The 20,890-nt window shown below is 30.0% G+C and carries 16 protein-coding genes; 2 read left to right on the forward strand and 14 right to left on the reverse strand.

Translation table 11 applies throughout. The features are described from left to right. Nucleotides 1-139: 139 nt before the first annotated feature. The 8 genes from topA to BQ7358_RS08255 all read right to left on the reverse strand — a co-directional run bounded on the left by topA (nucleotide 140) and on the right by BQ7358_RS08255 (nucleotide 8,973). Nucleotides 140-2,191 carry a type I DNA topoisomerase gene (gene topA, locus BQ7358_RS08220; protein ID WP_062173186.1) on the reverse strand — a complete coding sequence of 684 codons (2,052 nt, stop codon included), beginning with the start codon at nucleotides 2,189-2,191 and terminating at the stop codon, nucleotides 140-142. A gap of 151 nt (nucleotides 2,192-2,342) precedes the next feature. Then, nucleotides 2,343-3,104 carry a type I methionyl aminopeptidase gene (gene map, locus BQ7358_RS08225; RefSeq protein ID WP_072520489.1) on the reverse strand — a complete coding sequence of 254 codons (762 nt, stop codon included), beginning with the start codon at nucleotides 3,102-3,104 and terminating at the stop codon, nucleotides 2,343-2,345. Nucleotides 3,105-3,123: 19 nt separating this feature from the next. Beyond that, entirely contained in the window at nucleotides 3,124-3,891 is a 768-nt protein-coding gene (locus BQ7358_RS08230) for a TIGR01457 family HAD-type hydrolase (protein ID WP_062173184.1), read from the reverse strand. A gap of 124 nt (nucleotides 3,892-4,015) precedes the next feature. Next, nucleotides 4,016-4,792, reverse strand: a complete 777-nt coding sequence (locus tag BQ7358_RS08235; protein ID WP_062173183.1) for a phosphotransferase family protein — start codon at nucleotides 4,790-4,792, stop codon at nucleotides 4,016-4,018. A 223-nt stretch (nucleotides 4,793-5,015) separates the two neighbouring features. After that, complete coding sequence (gene pepV, locus BQ7358_RS08240; protein ID WP_062173182.1) at nucleotides 5,016-6,413, reverse strand: dipeptidase PepV; 1,398 nt, start codon at nucleotides 6,411-6,413, stop codon at nucleotides 5,016-5,018. A gap of 17 nt (nucleotides 6,414-6,430) precedes the next feature. After that, the gene (locus tag BQ7358_RS08245; RefSeq protein WP_072520490.1) at nucleotides 6,431-7,138 is read right to left on the reverse strand and encodes a pseudouridine synthase; all 708 of its coding nucleotides are present in this window, start codon (nucleotides 7,136-7,138) and stop codon (nucleotides 6,431-6,433) included. After that, nucleotides 7,138-8,760 carry a putative polysaccharide biosynthesis protein gene (locus BQ7358_RS08250; protein ID WP_231723808.1) on the reverse strand — a complete coding sequence of 541 codons (1,623 nt, stop codon included), beginning with the start codon at nucleotides 8,758-8,760 and terminating at the stop codon, nucleotides 7,138-7,140. Before BQ7358_RS08250 ends, BQ7358_RS08245 begins: the two co-directional genes overlap by 1 nt. Before the next feature lie 30 nt (nucleotides 8,761-8,790). Further along, a complete protein-coding gene (locus BQ7358_RS08255) occupies nucleotides 8,791-8,973 on the reverse strand; it encodes a hypothetical protein (RefSeq protein ID WP_062173179.1) in 183 nt (60 codons plus the stop codon). A 416-nt stretch (nucleotides 8,974-9,389) separates the two neighbouring features. On the opposite strand from BQ7358_RS08255, the gene BQ7358_RS08265 reads away from it, so the two are divergent. Further along, on the forward strand, nucleotides 9,390-10,751 hold the full coding sequence (locus tag BQ7358_RS08265) for an NAD(P)/FAD-dependent oxidoreductase (protein ID WP_200773564.1): 1,362 nt from the start codon (nucleotides 9,390-9,392) through the stop codon (nucleotides 10,749-10,751). Nucleotides 10,752-10,865: 114 nt separating this feature from the next. Here the strand turns inward: BQ7358_RS08265 and secD are convergent, their stop codons facing one another. The 5 genes from secD to BQ7358_RS08290 form a co-directional block, all read right to left on the reverse strand. Further along, entirely contained in the window at nucleotides 10,866-13,160 is a 2,295-nt protein-coding gene (gene secD, locus BQ7358_RS08270) for a protein translocase subunit SecD (RefSeq protein ID WP_062173178.1), read from the reverse strand. Between the two features lie 199 nt (nucleotides 13,161-13,359). Beyond that, a complete protein-coding gene (locus tag BQ7358_RS08275) occupies nucleotides 13,360-14,193 on the reverse strand; it encodes a Cof-type HAD-IIB family hydrolase (RefSeq protein WP_072520492.1) in 834 nt (277 codons plus the stop codon). Between the two features lie 4 nt (nucleotides 14,194-14,197). Continuing rightward, entirely contained in the window at nucleotides 14,198-14,629 is a 432-nt protein-coding gene (locus tag BQ7358_RS08280) for a GtrA family protein (protein WP_062173174.1), read from the reverse strand. Nucleotides 14,630-14,779: 150 nt separating this feature from the next. Continuing rightward, nucleotides 14,780-16,345 carry a peptide chain release factor 3 gene (locus BQ7358_RS08285; RefSeq protein ID WP_072520493.1) on the reverse strand — a complete coding sequence of 522 codons (1,566 nt, stop codon included), beginning with the start codon at nucleotides 16,343-16,345 and terminating at the stop codon, nucleotides 14,780-14,782. 4 nt (nucleotides 16,346-16,349) lie between these two features. After that, nucleotides 16,350-17,861, reverse strand: coding sequence for a UDP-N-acetylmuramoyl-L-alanyl-D-glutamate--2,6-diaminopimelate ligase (locus tag BQ7358_RS08290; RefSeq protein ID WP_062173172.1), 1,512 nt, complete (start codon nucleotides 17,859-17,861; stop codon nucleotides 16,350-16,352). A gap of 186 nt (nucleotides 17,862-18,047) precedes the next feature. On the opposite strand from BQ7358_RS08290, the gene BQ7358_RS08295 reads away from it, so the two are divergent. Beyond that, on the forward strand, nucleotides 18,048-19,211 hold the full coding sequence (locus BQ7358_RS08295) for a class I SAM-dependent methyltransferase (RefSeq protein ID WP_072520494.1): 1,164 nt from the start codon (nucleotides 18,048-18,050) through the stop codon (nucleotides 19,209-19,211). A 195-nt stretch (nucleotides 19,212-19,406) separates the two neighbouring features. On the opposite strand, the gene BQ7358_RS08300 is transcribed toward BQ7358_RS08295, so the two are convergent. After that, nucleotides 19,407-20,708, reverse strand: coding sequence for an NCS2 family permease (locus BQ7358_RS08300; protein ID WP_062173170.1), 1,302 nt, complete (start codon nucleotides 20,706-20,708; stop codon nucleotides 19,407-19,409). Nucleotides 20,709-20,890: the final 182 nt, after the last annotated feature.

The raw sequence follows: 20,890 nt of genomic DNA on the forward strand, positions 1-20,890 counted from the left end.
ATTCTATGACACCTACTACAAAAATTTTTCTTCTTAGTTTTTCCGATTTTATTACTTTTTCATATTTCATATTCTATAAAAGTAAAAAATAATTAGTATAGATTTTTCTTATCCACACTAATTATTATACAACCTTTTTTTATTTTTTTATTTCTTCTATATAATCACAGTTAGCACAAGTCACACCTTTTTTATTTTCATATAAAATGTTATTACATTTTGGGCAGAATCTATTAATAGGTTTATCCCATGATACAAAATCACATCCCGGAAAACCTTCACAACCGTAAAATACTTTCCCTTTTTTTGATTTTTTCTCCAAAATATCATGATTATGGCATTTCGGACAGGTTACACCAATTTTTTTCTGTATAGTTCCTGTATATCTACATTCCGGAAAGTTGGAACATGCTATAAATTTACCGAATTTCCCTAATTTATAAACTAGCGGTGCCCCGCAATCAGGACAGTTTTCTCCTGTAAATTCCTGTTTAATTTCTATTTTTTCCATTTCACGTTCAGCTTTTTTAACATCTTTACTAAATCCTGAATAAAAATCCGAAATAGTTTTTTTCCATGTTACTTTTCCTTCAGCTATATTATCAAGTTGATTTTCCAAATTAGCGGTAAATTGTGTATTAATAATATCCGGAAAATATTGTTCTGTTATCTTGCTGACAATGATTCCCAGTTCTGTTGGTGTAAAAACTTTATTTTGAAGTTTTACATAGTATCTTTTTTGCAAAGTTTCTACTATTGTTGCATAAGTCGAGGGTCTACCTATACCTAATTCTTCCAATGTTGCAATAAGTTTTGCTTCTGAATAGCGTGCAGGTGGTTGAGTAAAATGTTGTTCCTCTTTTATTTCTTTTATTTTAGCATTTTCCCCTACTTCAAACTTCGGTGCAACTTTTACCTTTTCTTTTTCTTTTAATACCGCTAAAAAACCGTTAAATATCAAATTAGAGTGTGTGCCTTTATAAACAACTTTATTATTCTCAAATGTTGTAACATTCATTTCATAGACAGCTGCACTCATTCTACTTGCAATAAAACGTTCCCATATAAGTTTATATAATTTATATTGATCCTTTGATAAGTAATCTTTTATTATATCTGGCGTATAATCTATATTTGTAGGTCTAATACCTTCATGTGCATCTTGAACATTTTTACTTGCTTTTTTTGATTTAGCGGTAGCCAAAATATATTCTTTTCCGTAATTGGTTAAAATAAAATTATTCGCACTTGCGACCGCTTCATCTGATACACGTGTAGAATCGGTTCTCATGTATGTGATAAGCCCCGTTACCCCACCAAGTTTTTTTAAATTAATACCCTCATACAACTCTTGAGCAACACTCATTGTTTTTCTGGTTTTAAAATTTAATTTTCTTGAAGCATCTTGTTGCATTGTTGATGTAATATAAATATTAGGAGAATTTCTATTTTTCTTAGATTTTGTCACATCAACTACTTTAAAAGTTTCACCTTTTATTGCTTTTTTTATAGTATCAACAATGTTTTTATTTTCTAATTTTATTCTTTCACCTTTATATGAATAAAAATTTGCAGTAAGAATCTTTCTATCTTTTATGAAGTCTATCGGCATTGACCAATATTCTTCCGGTTTGAAATTTAGTATTTCTTCTTCTCTATCTACAATTAATTTCAATGCCGCATTTTGTACTCTCCCGGCTGACAGTTTAGGTTTTACCTTTTTCCATAAAACCGGAGAAATGTTATATCCAACCAATCTATCTAAAATACGTCTTGCTTGCTGTGATTGAACCAAATCTGTATTGATTTTTCTCGGATGCTTTATTGCCTCTTTCACTGCATCTTTTGTTATTTCATTAAATACTATTCTGTTATCTTCATTATTATCTAACCCCAAAATATATGCAATATGCCACGCTATTGCTTCTCCTTCTCTATCGGGATCGGAAGCTAAGAATACTTTTTTCCCTTTTGCTTCTTTTTTCAAACTTTTTATAACATCCCCTTTACCACGAATAGAAATATAGTCAACCTCAACATTTCCATTGTCTAATACTTCAACTCCCATTCTACTTTTGGGTAAATCTCTGACATGTCCTTTTGATGAAATTACTTTATATTTTTTTCCTAGATATTTTTCTATCGTTTTTGCCTTTGAAGGAGATTCGACTATAACTAAATTTTCTGACATTTATTACTCTCCATAACTTTTTTAATAAGTAGTATCTTAAAACATTTTTTTATTTTTGTCAAATTTTTATATTTCATATATGATAAAACAGCTAACATATAAATTACAAAATTAATAAAATTTACGATATAACAACTACTCTTTACTATAATTAATCAATTTTGGTTAGTATTAATGGCTCCTGATTTTCTCTGACAACTATAGTGTGTTCATATTGTGCAACATACGAATTATCTGTTGTTATTAGCTCCCAATCATCTTTATCACTGTTTTCAACTGTACGTGCTTTTGTTGAAACAAATGGTTCTACAGCTAAGCACATTCCGTTTTTTAAAATCAAATTATCCCATGGATCAAAATAATTAAATACATGTTGTGGTTCTTGATGAAGAGATGTTCCAATTCCATGTCCGGTTAAATTTTCTATAACCTGTAATTTATGTTCTTTTATTTTTTTATGAACATTTTTCCCGATTTGATTTATTTTTGCCCCTGCTTTAGCGTGTTTTATACCTTCATAAAATGCCTCTTGAGCCACCTCACAGACTTTTTCTTTCATCTTGTCATCAACTTTACCAACCACAAAAGAAACCCCGGTGTCAGCATAATATCCGTCCTTACATCCGGATACGTCTATATTTAATAAATCTCCATCTTTTAAAATTTTTGTTGCTGACGGAATACCGTGTGCAGCTTGGTGATTTAAAGAAATACAAGTATACCCTGGAAAATCATATTCTGTTATCGGAGCAGATTTTGCACCATATTTTTCAAATAATTCTTTCGCAATATTATCCAGTTCTTTGGTGTTTACCCCCGGAACTGCCTTTTTCTTCATTTCATCACGTATCGTTGCACAAATAAAACCTATCTCTTTCATTTTTTGCAATTGTTCTTCTGTTTTAATTATCATTACAATATACTCCTTACATCTAATCTATTAATTTTGATAAATTTTTTATCGTATATGTTGGTTGAATTTCTTTTTCTTTTAATTCTTTTAAACTTGTAACACCGGTTTGAACATGTATCGTATCTACACCGCTATTAATACCGGACATAATATCAGTAGAATAATTATCACCAATCATGGCTATATCACTTTTTTTATAATTAAATAAACTCATAGCACTATCCATAATTATTTTACTGGGTTTTCCTATTATTGTAGCTACCGTACCTGTAGCATACTCTAAAAATTTTACCTGACCACCGTTACTTGGAATAAAGCCATCGGCTGTTGGAAGTAACGTATCCGGATTTGTTCCGATTAATTCAGCTCCATTAAGAATTGCCTGACAGGCAATGGATAATTTCTCATAAGTCAATTTTCTATCAAGACCGACTACCACGGCTTCAATCTTATTTTTAGAACTAACTTGTTCAAAATCACATAAGGTATCTATAAGACCCTTTTCTCCAATAATGTATATCATTTTATAACCTTTTTGTCTCAAATATTTCCTAGTAGCCTCACTTGAAGTAAAAATGTGTTCTTCTGTTGTTTCTACATCAAACTTTTCTAATTTTTTAACAACATCTTTAGGTCCTTTCGTGGAGTTATTTGTTAAAAACAAATAGTCAATATTATTTTTATTGAGATAAGAAACAAATTCTTTAGCATACTTAATTTTCTTACTTCCGTTGTAAATAGTACCATCTAAATCAATAAGATACAATTTATACTTTTTTATTTCCATTTTATTCACCACTATTTTTAATTTTACTTTGAATAATTTTAGGTATATCCACAAATAACTAACTACTATTGTACAATGATTATAAAAAAAATAAAAGCATTAATTCTGTTTTTCCAAATTAATGCTAAATAAATTTATTAAAAATACTATCTAAAAAGACTAACCACGAATTCATTTCAGCTAATTGTCTTTTTTCATGATACCAAACAATCATAATAAGCGATTGAAAAGTTATATACCACTTTAATCTATTTCTATACTTTAAAGTCGGCTTTTCTCCATAAATATCAAGCCACTCATTCCAATTATCTTGTGGAATATACTTATATAATATATAAGAAATATCTATCGCAGGATCACCCAATATCGAATGTTCCCAATCAACTAAAAATAATTTTCCATTATCCGATAATAACCAATTATCTTTATTTAAATCGGTATGGCATGGAGCATATCGAACATTATCATCCGGAATATTATTTTCCAAATAATTAAGTGCATTTGTGATATTGTTGTTTTTTCTAAGTTCACTATTGATTAAAGATTTCAAATTACTCAACGAACTAAGTGCAGTTTCTTTTTTATAACCTTGTGCCTGCATAATTTTTCTTAGTTTAATAGAAGTATGAACCTTTTTTAAAATTTTCGGAATACGTTTATCGGTCATATCAGAACGTTTTAATGTTCGACCATTTTCAAAATCTTGTGCTATCAGCACGTCACCATTACTAATTCTTTTAGTCCACCTTAATTTAGGAACTATCCCTTCTGCCGAAAGGGTAGCTATCATCGGAGTAGTATTTTTCTTTATAAAATAATTATGGTTGTCTCTTGAAAAAAAATAATCGTCTTCGTAATGCTCATCTAAAGTCCAACCCATTTGATAATATTCTTTAGACATCATACTGCTCCTTTCTAAATTTTTTTACTAACTATAACGCACTATTTATTTTACAATCTTTAATAGAATTTTTCAAGGTAATATTTTGTGTAAAAAATTAAAATTCTCAAAGATATTTTAATTACAAATTATGCAATTAATAAAAAATATCTTTGAGAACATAAAATTTACTTATTTTTATAACTATAAATATTTTTTACTATAAATATTTTAATAGAAAAAATTATTCACAACAAAGTCTGTATATTCCTTCAGCATAAATAGCAGTTGAAAGCAATAAATCATCTACCAAGATAAACTCATTTGCTTGGTGCATTGTATCTTGTCTTCCGGGTAATAACGCACCAAATGCAACACCTTTTTTAAGACAACGTGCATATGTACCGCCACCTAAAACAAAGGCATCATTTTCTTTATCACCGGTATACTTTCTATATACATCAACCAATGTTGTCACTAATTCATCATCTTTAGATACATAATGTGCCTCTTTTGTGCTTGTTATTTCAAGAGTTATATTATCTATTTTTAAATTATTTAATTTATCAACTAAATTAAAGTTTTTAGGATATCTGCTGTCCGTAGAAGCAAAACCTACTTTTTCGGCAGCATTATATTTTACAATACCATAATTATAAGTTGCCGCTCCCATTTCATCATCTTCGTATTTCAAACCTAAACGTTCCCCAAACGGATCATTGGCTAATTTTTCTGTAATAAAACCTACGAAATTTTTGCCATTTACATCTAAATTTAACATATTTAGAAACTCTGCCAATTTAGTTGCACCGTTAATACCTAATTGTGGCGTTGAACCATGAGCGGCTTTACCTTTAAGTTCTAATTCTATATTTTCTTTTACACTTACAGTTCCATCTAATTTTTCATCTGCCAAAAATTTTTCAAATTTTTCTTTTATATCACGAGCATCACCTTCTAATACGGCTTTAGCACTGGCAACTACCATATTTGGAACTTGACCGCCTTCAAAGTTTAACAACTTATAATCATAAGCGTTCTCTTCATCTTTAAAGTTTAATTTATAATCAAATGTTGCACGTGCTTTCTCAGCATAAACCAGTGGATACATTGCATCCGGAGTAAATCCGGTAGCAGGTTGCTCCTCATGTTCAAAATACGATTTAACACATCTGAAACCTGTTTCTTCGTCACTACCAATAATTAGACGAACACGTTTGTTCCATTTAACCCCCAGTTTATCCAATAATTTGATAGCATAGTAAGCTGCCATAGTAGGGCCTTTATCATCTAAAGCACCACGTGCAAATAATTTACCTTCTCTAATTTCCGGTTTAAAAGGATGGCTGATCCAATCTTCTTCTACCACCGGCACTACGTCAACATGTCCTAAAATACCGAACAATTCTTCCCCATTACCTGCTTCAATGTGACCGGCTTTATTTTCAACCAATTTGGTTTTGTAACCGTCACGTTCTCCAAAAGATAAAATCTTATCTAACGCCTTTCTCGGTCCACTTCCAAAAGGAGTCTCATCCGTTACATCTGTTCCTAAAACTGATCTAACGCTTAATAAATCAAATAAATCCTTTAGTAATTCCTCCTTATGTTTTTGTACCTCTTCTATAAAATTGATATTCATAACATATCCCTCCATAATTATTTTTTTAAATTTTTTATTTCCTTATCCGTTAAGTATCTATATTCTCCTAATTTTAAATCTTCATCTAAAATTAAGGTTCCTATTGATATGCGTTTTAAATAAGTTACATCTACACCTAAAGACTTCATCATTCTTTTTACCTGATGAAATTTTCCTTCAGTAATACTAATGTAAGCTGTACTTCTTTCTTGATTAGAACTCAATACTTTCAACACTGCACTCTTACATCTATATCCATCTTCAAGAATAATACCTTTTTTTGCAATTTCCACTGCATTTTCTTCTAAAAATCCATCTACCTCAAGATAATATTTTTTCTTAATATCCTTTTTAGGTGATATTAGCTTATGTGTAAGTTCGCCATCATTTGTTAAAAACATCAACCCTACGGTATCTTTGTCCAGCCTCCCTACAGGGTGAGGATTATATATTTTATCATTATCATTTAATAAATCAACTACCGTTTTACTATCTCTGTCTTCTGTAGCCGAAATCACATCTTTTGGTTTATTCATCATAATATAAATATATTTTTGATAAAGTAATCGTTTACCATTAAATATTACTATATCATGATTTTCATTAATTTTAAAGTCTACTGACTTAATAATTTCGTTATTTACTAAAATTCCTTTTTTAATTTCTTTTTTCGCAACTGCTCTGCTTAAACCAGTAGTAACACTGATAAATTTATCAAACCTCACTATCTAATTCTCCTTAATGATTTAAGTGAAATATTTTTTCCAAATAAATATTTAACGAATTTCATTTTAGTTACACAATAAAAATATGTACTTGCCCCTATTACGGCACAAATTACCATAAGTATCATACTTGACAGTTTTGATTCCAAAGTAAAATTTTGTATAATAGCCGAATAAACGGCAGCAACTACTATAAACATTATAAAACAGCTGCAAATAAGAATTAAAAATTTCCCAACAAATTCTTTTGCTTTAAGTCTGACCTCTAAGTTTATCACCACTACATTCATCAGTATCATTACAACATATGTTGAAATTGACGAAAGAATAACTCCGTTTGTCTCAAACCTAATTACAAAAGGTGTTATTGTAAAATATTTCACTGCAAAGCCGACTGCTATTGTTACTAAATTTATAACTTGTCTATTAACCGCCTGCATAATAACACTTGTTAAACTATACAATGAAAATAAAACCGCCAACGGTAAATAAAATCTTAAAAGTTCCGCATTAATTATACTTCTACTATAAAAGGTGGCATACAATGGGTCAGCTAATATATACATCCCAACTAATGCCGGTAAAACAATCATCATAAGTGATAAAATTACTTTATTGATCTGATTACTAACACCCTCTTTTTCACCTTTTGCATATAGTCTGGTTATTGAGGGTAAAAAGGTACTGGAAAAAGCCGGTGCTATAGCAACAGCTATCATAACAACTTTATTTACTAATTGCAAAGCTGAAAATCTTCCATCAACTATATCTGCTTTTCCTAAAATTGTCATACCACGTATAAAATTATGCTGATCTATTATATTTAAGATTGGAAACAAACCAACAATAAAAATAAACGGAATTGATACAGAGAAAAATTCTTTTACTAAATCTTTTGTTGAAATATTTAGCTCCACTAAATTAGTCTTTGTATTATATTCCAATCCACCGCTATATTTTTTGTAAAAATATACTAATGTTAAAACTGAAAATATTGCTCCAATTGTTGCCGAAAATGTCGCAGTTACATTGCCGATTACAATACCTTGATTTAAAACTTTTATAACAATATATGTAGCAACAAGCATAAATACAATTCTCATAACCTGTTCAATAAATTGACTAATCGCTGACGGTAACATAATTTCATGCCCTTGAAACAAACCACGAACCCCTGCTGATACAAGAACAATCGGAATAGCAAAGCTTAAACTTTTTAAAACCAATGCACCATCTGCCGGAGTAAATTTTTGTTGACTGCTAATTAATATTTGTTCTGAAATATAATCTGAACCGAAAAACAGAACAGAAAAACCGATAACTCCCATAGTTATTAATAAAATAGAACCTAATTTTACTATTCTTTTACTAACATCATACGCACCTAGTGCATTATATTTAGCCACCAACTTTGCGATAGCTAACGGGGTACCGGCTGAAGAAATTTCTAATATTGTTACATAATAGCTGTATCCATAATTAAATAAAGCCATTTGTTCTTCGCCGCCAATTATTTGGTAAAACGGTATTAAGTACACCGCACCTAAAATTTTAGTTAAAAGTAAACTAATACTTAACAAAGCTGTTCCTTTAAACAAGGAGTCTTTTTTCAAATTTTCCACATCCAAACTTTATTATTTAATTATAAAATACTATAAGTATAAATATTGATAAAAATAAACTAAGGCTGCAGCCAAACTATATGCCGCCACTAACCTTAACACTTTGTCCATTCTTCTTTTTTTAATTTTGTTATTAGCAACCAATAAAATATAAGTTCCCAATAATAAAACAAAAGAAACAATAAACACTATAATAGACATAAATATCGCCATAGTTTAATTCCTTTCACATCTAATGTTATATAGTTATTTTATCATGATTTATATATTTTTTAAATAGCAAAAATAAATAAAATTTTTACAAATCAAACTATTTTCTTAAATATTCTACAATATATTTCTTTAATTTTAATAAAATTTAAAATTTGTTATTCAAATGAAACACTTTTTAATTATTTATAAATTTTTTAAACGAAAGTTAATTAATAATAATATTTTCTTTTATATTGTATATTCAAAAATATAATTTATAAATATATATTCTTTAAAAATATATTTTTATCGGTATTTATTATTAATTATTTCAAGTAATTTTATTTCTATATTAAAGTAGTTTTATGATATAATGTATGATAAATTATATATTTTGAAAATATATAATATTTTTATTATTTATAGGAGGTATTAATATGAAATATATAGTCGTTGGAACATCACACTTCGGTTACGAAGCTGTTCAAACTATTTTAAAAAATGAAACACAAGCAGAAATACATTTATACGAACGAGGAGATTCAGCATCGTTTATGGGTTGAGGTAGTCAGTCATATTTAGATGGGACATCTAAAACATTATCTGAACTACATTTTGCCACTGAGGAATCTTATCGTTCACAAGGAATTAATATTCACTGCAACACTGATGTTATAGGATTAAATACAAAAGAAAAAACTATTACGGTAATTACACCTGATGGTAAAGAAACTCATCATTATGACAAATTGTTGCTAAGCCCCGGTGGAGTAGCTGTTAAACCGCAATTTGAAGGTATTGAACTAAAAAATATTCATACTTTTCGTGGACCTGAAGATACTCAAGCAGTAGCTGATTGTATGAAAAACAGCAAAAAAGCCGTTGTTGTCGGTGGTGGTTATATCGGTCTGGAAGTAGCGGAATCTTATGCTAAAGCCGGTATAGAAGTTACTATTGTTGATTTCGCCCCTCGCATTCTAAATACTTATTTAGACAAAGAATTAACAGATATTTTAACAGCAGAAGGAGAAAAACATAATCTAACAATTCGAGATGAAGAAAAAGTTCTATCATTTAAAGGAGAAAACGGAAAAGTTCGTTCTGTCGTAACAGATAAAGGAGAATACCCTGCTGATACTGTTATCATTTCTGTTGGAGTTCGCCCTGATGCTTCTTGGCTAGGCGGAGAACTTGAATTAACAGAACGTGGTTTTGTTGTTACTGACGAATATTTAGAAACTTCTGCTAAAGATGTTTTTGCCGGTGGTGATTCTACACTATTACCTTACTCACCTACCGGTGGTAAACTACCGATAGCTTTAGCTACTCTTGCACGCCGTCAAGGTGTTGTTGCTGCTCTTAATGCTTTAGGAAAAAAAGTTAAAATGCCGGCTGTAAATGGAACATCGGCACTATCATTCTTTGATTACAATTTTGTTAGCACCGGACTTTCTAGTAAAGGAATTAATCTTTATAATGGTAATATAGCTAGCAAATACGTTAAAGAAAAACTTTATCCTGATTTTATGCGTAAAGAAAATAATTTAATTCACATGAAAATTTACTATGATAATGATACCCATCGTATCCTTGGTGCACAACTAATGTCCAAACATGATATTACCGATGGTATTGCCGCAATTTCAATCGCAATTTCATCAAACTGGACTTTAGAAGAGCTGGCACTTGCCGATATTTTCTTCCAACCGGAATTTGACAGACCATGGCATTATATTAATGTCCTTGCAATGGCAGCCCTTGATTATAAATGGGGCGGTGCTGATAAACTGCTATTCTAATTCTACATTTTAAGAAAGCTATAGTAAGGAAAAAAATCATAATCATATAGAAATTAATTTTTTGAATTTCTTATAAAATATAAAAATCTCGAGCCTAAAACTCGAGATTTTTTATTATAGTAAAACTTTATCGTTTTCTCGTCTTTCTTTTGGAGAATTACGAACTTTTATTTCTATTTTTCCTTTTTTATTTAATTCTTTTACTTTAAGAATTGCCCAAAGTTGTGCGGCGATGAACAGTGAAGAGTAAAGACCGAATAATAATCCAATTAACAATGCTACATTAAAGGTTAAAATTGAACTGCTTCCTACTAATATCATAACTATTACCGTAATTACAACTGTTAAGACAGTATTAATAGAACGAGTTAATGTTTGTCGAAGTGAAACGTCAACAATTTTATAAATTTGTTCTTTTGATTTTAATACTTTTTCATGACGCATATGCTCTCTTATTCTATCAAAAGTAACGATTGTATCATTAATAGAATATCCGACAATCGTCAGAACAGCTGCAATAAATGTAATATCAACTTCTAAGCGAAGAATACTTGTCATGAAAATAATTACTGCAACATCGTGAAGTAAAGCAATAACACTTGTAACCCCCATACGCCACTCAAATCTAAAGGCTACATAAATTATAATACCGATTGAAGCATAGATTAAAGCATAAAGGGCATTTTTCACAAGTTCTTTTCCTATCACCGGCGATACAACACTTAAATTTGCATCTTTTTCATATTTTTTAGAAAAATATTCTTTTATTTCTATTGATTTATCTTGTTCAAAACTATCTTTAGAGTGAACTGTAGCCTGTTTTTTATCAGGTGATAATACTATTTTTTCTTCAGATATTTTCAAGTTACTTAGATCTTCCTTGATTTTTTCCGTTGTCAATTCCGTATTTGAGGCTACATCTATTCTTGTCCCACTTGAGAAGTCAATACCTAAGTTTAGTTTGAAAAGACCCAATGATATACTTCCTGCAATCATAATCGCAAGACTTAATGCAAAGAATTTTTTCATATGTTTTGTAAAATTCACCTTCTCAAATTTAGTATGTAATTGTAATGAGGTAATACCAAATTTAGTTTCCTGAATATCTTTTTTATTTACACCGAAATATCCCGTTTTATTATTAAAGATATTTGAATTTACCAACAAACTTAATAACATTCTTGTGCCAAATACTGATGTTATAAAACTGACTAAAATAGAAAGTAATAACATCGTAGCAAATCCTTTAACACTACTTGTACCGAAAATAAATAATACAATAGCCGCAATTACTGTTGTAAATTGCGAGTCGAAGATTGTCCATAATGACTGCTTAGCACCGTCTAAATAAGCCTTTTTAAGTGGATATCCCGCTCTTAATTCTTCCTTAATACGTTCGTACATAATAATATTGGCATCAACCGCCATACCTACCCCAAGTATTAATGCCGCAATACCCGGTAAAGTCAGCACTCCGGAGATCATATTAAAGAATATTACTGTAATATAAACATAAGCAAGCATCATTACACTTGCAACAAAGCCCGGTACACGGTATACGATTAACATAAATAAGCAAATAATCGCCAATGAGATTGCTCCGGCTAAAACCGTTTGATATAAAGCATCACTACCGAATTGTGCACCAACAGAATTCGAATAAATTTCTGTAAGTTTCACCGGTAAAGCACCTGAATTAAGTAATGCCGCTAATTCTTTTGCTTCTTTTACTGAAAAATTACCGGTAATTTGAACATCTTTTGAATTAATAGTTTGTGTTACTTGCGGTGCCGAAATATATTTAGGCTTCGATTTTGATGACTCTGCTTTAAACGAATCTCCTTCGCCAAAATCCATCCAAATAACCATTAGGTTTTTCCCGGTACCACGTTTACTGATTTCAGAAGTAATATTACCGAATTTTTCTGCATCTTTTAATTTTAAATTTACATCCGGTTTAGAACTTTGGTCATATCCCTGCGAGGCTCCACCCTCAACTAAATCCGAACCGTCTAACAACACTTTGTCATCTACATCACGAATTGTCAAATTGGCTTGCGTAGATAATACTCTACGTGCTGATTCCTGATCTTTTACTCCGGCTAGCTCAACACGAATTCTATTTCCTGATTCTACTGTAATTACCGGTTCGCTAACTCCTAATATATTTATACGACGACTGATAGTATCGGCTGTTGCTTTAACAGCAGCTTCATCTATAGTCTGACCTTCTTTTAAGGGTTCTACTTGATAAAGAACCTCAAAACCACCTTGAAGATCTAGTCCTAAGTTTACTTTTTTTGCATTAGATTTTGAAGTTAATCCTATTGTTGTCAGAATAATTACTACTAATGACAAAAAAGCAAGTATTCTACTAGATTTTTTCTTCACGTTCTTTCTTCCTCTCATGAACGTTCTCCTTTATTTTCAAATTTTGACTGTTGTAATAATTTTTTATATAGTGATTACTTTCCAGTAGTACCACAACACAATTACAATTAGCAAAAGTGAATTAATTTTTAGCAGTCAATTTTTTATTAATTATTTAACTTGTAAATAAATACACGCTACCTATTAATGTATCAAATTTTTAGTAAGTTCGCAAGTATTATTCTATCGCATCTACATATTTTTCAATATATTTTATAACCGAAAAATCATTATTATTCCCAATAACTTCGTCACACATCTCGCAAATTGCAGTGGTTGCATTATTTGGACAAACGCTCCACCCCGCAACATCGAACATTTCTTTATCGTTGAAGTTATCGCCGAACACCACACAATCATCAGTTGTATAACCGTAGTATTCAGCTAACTTTTCTATAGCAGCCCCTTTGTTACAATTTTTAGGCATAATATCAAAGAAATCTGTCGCTGAAAATGTACCGTCAACCGGAAAAACTTCTTTTACCTTCCCAAAAAAATGTTCTACTTTCTTATGGTCTTTTGAAATCATCATCACCTTTTGACAACTCTCATTATTTTTTTTAATTTCTCCAATAATATCATTATGAACATACATGGGAGTTTTTAACTCTTCCGGCATATTTTCTTCAAGTCGTTTCATTCTTTTCATACTAAATGATAATCTATCACAGTAAATATAATTCAGTGTATATATATGAAACTCTATACTGCTGTCATTTAACTCCCTATACATAGAATATATAGCTTCAATTTCCTCTATTTCAAAGTTTTTCTTATATACTATTTCCCCTGTTTTAAGATTACGAATTAAACTACCGTTATTTGAAATAACAACATCATTCATCCCCAAATTATGATAATAATGTTTTACAGCAATATCCGGCCTACCTGTTGCTATAATAAATTTTATATCTTTAGCCTGTAATTTATTCATAATTTCTTTTGCATTCGGAGCAATTTCTTTTTTATCATTTAGAAACGTGCCGTCCATATCTGTTATAAACCATTTCATATTTCTATTTTTTCTCCTTTGTAAACACCAAAAACTTACTTATTACATAATTAGCTGCTAAAACAACAAATTGAATTATAAATTTCGATATATAGGCATTCATTCCAATATATATAAATAACTCCACTCCAAATACTTCAATAACTAATGTTGATAATCTTGCTGTAAAAAATTTAGTAAGTTCATAAAAAATTTTTCTAAAACCGATAGCCTTTGAATTAAAAACATATTTAGCATTAACAAAATAAGCAAATAATATAGATAAAGTTATTGATATTAAATTAGCAGGTCGAACCGCCATACCGTAATAATATAAAATAAAATAGGTTACAACATTTACAAGTGTTGTACAAACACCAAAGAAAATATAATTGACAACACTTTTATATCGTGGCTCTTTATATAATTCCAAACATTTATTAATTAAATTTTTCATAGTATCCTCTTTTAAAAACATAATATTTCTTGAAAAGATTTTTATAATATTAGTCGCAGAAAAAACACTATCTATATAATCATCTTTATTAAAAATATTTTATATAGAAAACAGTAATAATTTTCTTTAACCAAAAATATATTTTCTTTTTTATAATTTACTATACAATTTTATTTCCGGATATTTATCATTAAACCAATTCATAGCAAAATCATTTTCAAACAAGAACACATAATTATCTTGTAAGTCTTTTACTAAAATACTACGTGAGCTTGACATATTTTCATTTACTAAATCTTCATTCTCTATCCAGCGTGTTGTCTTCTGTCCAATACGTTCCATTATAACTTCTGTATTATATTCGTTTTTCATACGATGTTCAAATACTTCAAACTGTAGTTGCCCTACTGCTCCTAAAATAATTTGGTTAGTATGTAATGTTTTATAATATTGAATTGCTCCTTCTTGAACAAGTTGTTCCACACCCTTATGAAAATGTTTTTGTTTAAGCACATTTTTAGCCGAAACTTTAACAAAAATTTCCGATGTAAACGACGGTAAAGCCTCAAATTCTACTTTTTTATTTTGGTACAATGTATCACCAATTTGGTAATTGCCACTATCATATAAACCTATAATATCTCCCGCATAGGCTACGTCGACGGTTTCTTTGTCATCAGCCATAAAGTTTGTAGAGCGTGATATTTTCAATTTTTTCCCGGTTCTCGTCAATATTACATCCATACCACGATTAAATTCTCCTGAACACACACGCAAAAATGCTATCCTATCACGATGTTTAGGGTCCATGTTAGCTTGAATTTTAAAAATAAATCCTGAGAAATCCGAATCAATCGGATTAACATCATTTCCGACTACATCTTTTCGACCTTTTGGTGTTGGAGCATTATCAACATAATAGTTTAAAAAACTCTCTACTCCGAATGATGATAATGCAGAACCGAAGAAAACAGGAGTTTGTTCACCTTTTAGTTGTTTATCATAGTCATAGTCAACTCCGGCTTCTGTAATTAAAATCATGTTTTCTACACATTTTTGGTACATTGTATCTTGAGATAATGGGTTATTATCAATAATATTATACTCCTTATCTAATTCAACAAACTCGCTATTTTCACTAAACGGTTCTATATAATGATTTTTTCTATCCATGATACCGAAAAAATTTTGCCCCATACCAACCGGTAAATTCATCGGATATGTTTCAATTCCCAATTTCTCTTCAATTTCTTCTAATAATTCCAGTGGTTCTTTAATTTCTCTGTCAAGTTTATTAATAAAGGTAAAGATTGGGATCCCACGCATTCGACATACTTTAAACAGTTTTAACGTTTGTGCTTCAATACCTTTTGCTCCGTCAATAACCATAACCGCACTATCTACCGCCATTAATGTTCTATATGTGTCTTCCGAGAAATCTTCATGCCCCGGTGTATCAAGAATATTAATAATTTTATTATCATAATCAAATTGCATTACTGACGATGTAACTGAAATACCTCTTTGTTTTTCAATATCCATCCAATCACTTTTGGCAAATTTTCCTGTTTTTTTCCCCTTTACCGTTCCAGCTTCTCTTATTGCTCCACCAAACAGCAATAATTTTTCAGTTAAAGTCGTCTTCCCTGCATCAGGGTGAGAGATAATCGCAAAGGTTCTTCTTTTTTCTACTTGTTCTTTTATCTGTTCTATCACTTTATTATCCTTTCTTTACTACCCTATCGTTAAACTTTTTCTCTGCTTCTTCAAGCGCTACAATCGGGTCAGAGTGCCAGACTTTTTTACCGCCTTTAAGAATTTCATAATCTTCTCTTCCTTTTGATGCTAGAATAACTACATCTCCGGGATTAGCTAATTCGATAACTCTTTTTACCGCATCCGTTCTGAACCAAATTTTCTCATAATTTTTATGCGTCATTCCCTTTTCAATAGATGACATTAAAACTTCTACATCTTCATCACGTGGGCTGTCCGTAGTAATAACCACATAATCCGCTTCTGAAATAATTTCACCAATTAACGGACCTTTAGAAATATCACGTCCACCTCCCATTCCTGTAACAAGTAGCGTTCTTTTTCCACGTCTTATATCTCGTGTTGCTTCTAACAATTTTTTATATCCATCCGGTGTATGAGCGAAATCACTTATTATGTCTATTGGTAAATTATCACCTAATATTTCCATTCTTCCATAAAGTGGACTTAATTTCGGTAAAATCTCTACTATATTTTCTACACGTTTACCTTTTAACCATACTGCAATCATTGAAGCAAGTACATTACTCACCATAAAATCTCCGATATAATTCATAACACATTTAAACTCCCCTTCAGGAGATTTTAAAGTAAATCCGGTTTTATATACACCATTTTCTTTATATTGTGTAATATTATATGCAAAAAAATCAGCGGTTTTATCTTTTAATGAATATGTAATTTCTTGATGATATAAGCACTTAGCCATTATATTATAATAGTCATCATCTTTATTTAAAACACCAAATTTTGCTTCATTCAAATTATTTCCCAGTGTTGAGAACAAAAGTGATTTATCATAGGCATAGGTTTGCATATCGCCATGAAAATCAAGATGTTCGTGTGTTAAATTAGTAAAAATCGCAATATCAATATCTACATTATATATTCTACCCAATACCATTGCATGTGATGATGCCTCAAATGCAAAGTTTTTAATATGCTGTTTTCTTACTTCACCAATTTTATTATGGAGCGTTACAACATCTGGTGTTGTGTTACCTAAATATATCGGTGTTTCATCATTTTTGCAAAAACCGTTTGTCCCAAGATATGCACTGGTTTCTCCAAATAGGCGTAACATATTATGAATAAGTGTTGAAATACTTGTCTTCCCGTTAGTTCCTGTTACCGCCACCGTATGAACCTTTTCACCAACATTTAAACGATTTGCTATTATACTTGCTATTTTTTCTATTTCCGTTTCTTTAACAACAATAACAGCACAAGTATCAGTCGGATAATCTTCATAACGACTGGCAATAACTAAACTTGCCCCTTGTTTAATTACCTTCTCTATATAGTTGTGTCCGTCTACCGTATATCCCTTAATCGCAATAAACACATCACCTTCTCCAATATTTCGTGAATCTTGTGAAACGGTGTTTACATTTTCAGGTAAAGTACCGTAAATTGTTTTTATTTTTATATTGTCTATAATATCTAATATATTCATCGTGTATATACCTTTTTTAAAATTTTCTAACTACTAAATTATACCATGCATGTAAACAATACTCAACTCAATACACTAAATATATTGCACTGTGATTAAAACTATTGTAAGATAGTAAGGAAGAAAATTTCGATAAAGTATTTTAATCGTCCAACTAGATTTTTAATTATTCTTAAAGGAGTTCTCATGTGTAATGAATTAATTAACAACTTACTCAATCAAATAACAAATCATAATATTGTAAAGATCACTTTTTCTAATATCCGCAATAAAGATCTTGAACTGGATAAAGTTATTGCCAAACTTGTTGAAATAAAAAATGACATTTATATTCAATTTGAATATCGCTACAAACGAGTTATAAAACACAAAAATATAGATATTGCCAATAAGATTGACTTAAACAAAATATTAGAAGAATTATTCTCACTGGCTAAAGATATTAATGTTATTTCCGGTGACGAAATAATAAATATAAAAATTTCTAAAAAATTTAAAATAAGTATTAAACGTACCAAAACAACTAAAAAGGAGATAACGTTTAACCACAATAACAAGAAAGAATATTTTCTTGATGAAAAAACTACTTACCCATTTCTAGTTGAACTCGGTATTCAAAATCTCGACGGTAGAATTAAAAAAAGTAAATTTAATAAATTTAAACAAATAAATAAATATTTAGAATTTATTAAACATAGCGTTGATCAATTAGACAACAAAAATCAAATAACAATTCTTGATTTTGGTAGCGGAAAAAGTTATTTGACATTTTCTACCTATTATTATTTAACAGAAAAGTTAAATCTTAATGTAAAATTAATCGGTATTGATTTAAAGAAAGAGGCAATTAATCTCTGTAATCAAATTGCTCAAAAATTAAATTTTAATAACCTTTCTTTTGTTTATGGAGATGTTATTGACTATGAAAATGAGGAAAATATTGACATGGTCATCAGTCTTCATGCCTGCAACACGGCGACTGATATAGCTATTATTAAAGCACTTACATGGCAAGCTAAGATATTTCTTGCCGTACCATGTTGTCAAAAAGAAATTAATTCTCAACTAACAACCGATTTTATACCACTTATGCTGAAACATGGTATTATAAAAGAAAAATTTTCTACGCTTCTTACCGATTCTATCCGTAGTGAAGCATTAGAAATATTCGGTTATAAATCTGATATTGTCGAGTTTATCTCTGAAGAAAATACACCAAAAAATCAGCTTATACGTGCTTTTAAAACAACAAATAATATTGATATAAAAAAACTACAAGAATTAAAAAAATTTACTGAGATGTTAAACATTAAAATGTTTTTACTTGATGAAATTGAGAAATTAATGTAACTCTTAATTCAAAACCGCAAAAAAACTGAACAGGAATTTTCTGCTCAGTTTTTCTTTTATATTTCGTTAAAATCTATATTTTTTATAATTTTATGTATTAAAATAATATTACATTGGTAATTATCGAAACTTATCTAATAAAATTTAAAAATCGTCTTACATTTGTTTGTGTAAGACGAAATTTTTCTTATATCCTTATATATGTAACCACAATAGTTGAATAACAAACAACATTGCGAATATATACATTAACGGATGAATATCTTTCCATTGTCTTTTTGAAAGTTTTAATGCTACATAAAATATAAACCCAAATGCAATACCATCGTTAATTGAACCTGTTAATGGAATACCAATAATTGTTACAAATGCCGGAAATGCTTCTGTAATATCGCTCCATTCTATTTTAGCAATACTTTCCATCATAAATGATCCTATAATAATTAATGCCGGTGAAGTTATTGCCGGTACCGATGCTAAACTACTGGCTAACGGGAAGAAGAACAATGATATTACAATAAAGAAACTTGTTGATAGAGATGTAAGTCCGGTACGCCCCCCATTGGCAACACCTGATGAAGATTCAATATATGCAGATGTTGGTGTACTTCCGAATAAAGATGCTGTAAGTGATGCTATTGAATCAGCAAGTAATGCTTCTTTCACACGCTCCATTTTACCATTTTTAATTAGTCCGGCTTGAGTCGTTACTGCAACCATAGTTCCTGTCGTATCAAATAAAGTTACCATCAAAAATGTAAAAACTACTCCATATAAGCCTAATTGTAAGGCATTTACACTTTCAGTAATTGGGTTATAAAGTAAACTTAAATCCATATGTGGTATTCCAAATATCTTATCTACTTTTAATAAACCGGTAAAATAGCTAATAATTGCAATAACAGCCATACCAATAAAAATAGCTCCTTTTACTTCTAACGCAAGTAAAACTAAAATAATAAAAATACCTAAAATCGTCATGTAAGCAACAGGATTTTTTAAGTCACCAAGTGATAAAATAGTATGTTCATTAGCGACTATTAATGAAGAATTTTTCAGTCCCAAAAAAGCTATAAATAGACCGATTGCAGCTGAAATACCATATTTTAAATTATTAGGTATAGAATCAATTAAACTCTCCCTAAATTTTGTTGCTGATAATATAACAAAAATTACCGCTCCCATAAAACATGTAGCAAGAAGTGTTTTGTAATTATAGCCTGACGTTGCAGCCAAAGTCGCAAAGTATGAATTTATCCCCATACCCGGTGCTACAACAATCGGATAATTTGCTCCAAACGCCATTATAAGAGTACCAACCAACACCGCTAATATAGTTGCGGTAAATACTCTATCTAATGGAATTCCTGCTGCTGATAATACAGCGGGATTGACTACTAAAATATAACTCATTGAGAAAAACGTGATTAATCCTGAAACAATCTCCGTTTTAACATTCGTATTATTCTCTTGTAATTTAAAAAGACGTTCTAACATATTAGAAATGCTCCTTAGTTTTTATTAATGCATTTAGCACATTATTTATAATATATCTTTTATGAGTAATTGTCAAGTTAATAAAGTAATAAAGTTCTGTTTTTTTTGTATTTTTTTAATTATATACTTCTAATGAACGGTTTTAGTTTTATTTTTTTATTTTAATATTTTACTTATTAGAT

The sequence above is a fragment of the Gemella massiliensis genome (assembly GCF_900120125.1).
Classification (GTDB): Bacteria; Bacillota; Bacilli; order Staphylococcales; family Gemellaceae; genus Gemella; species Gemella massiliensis.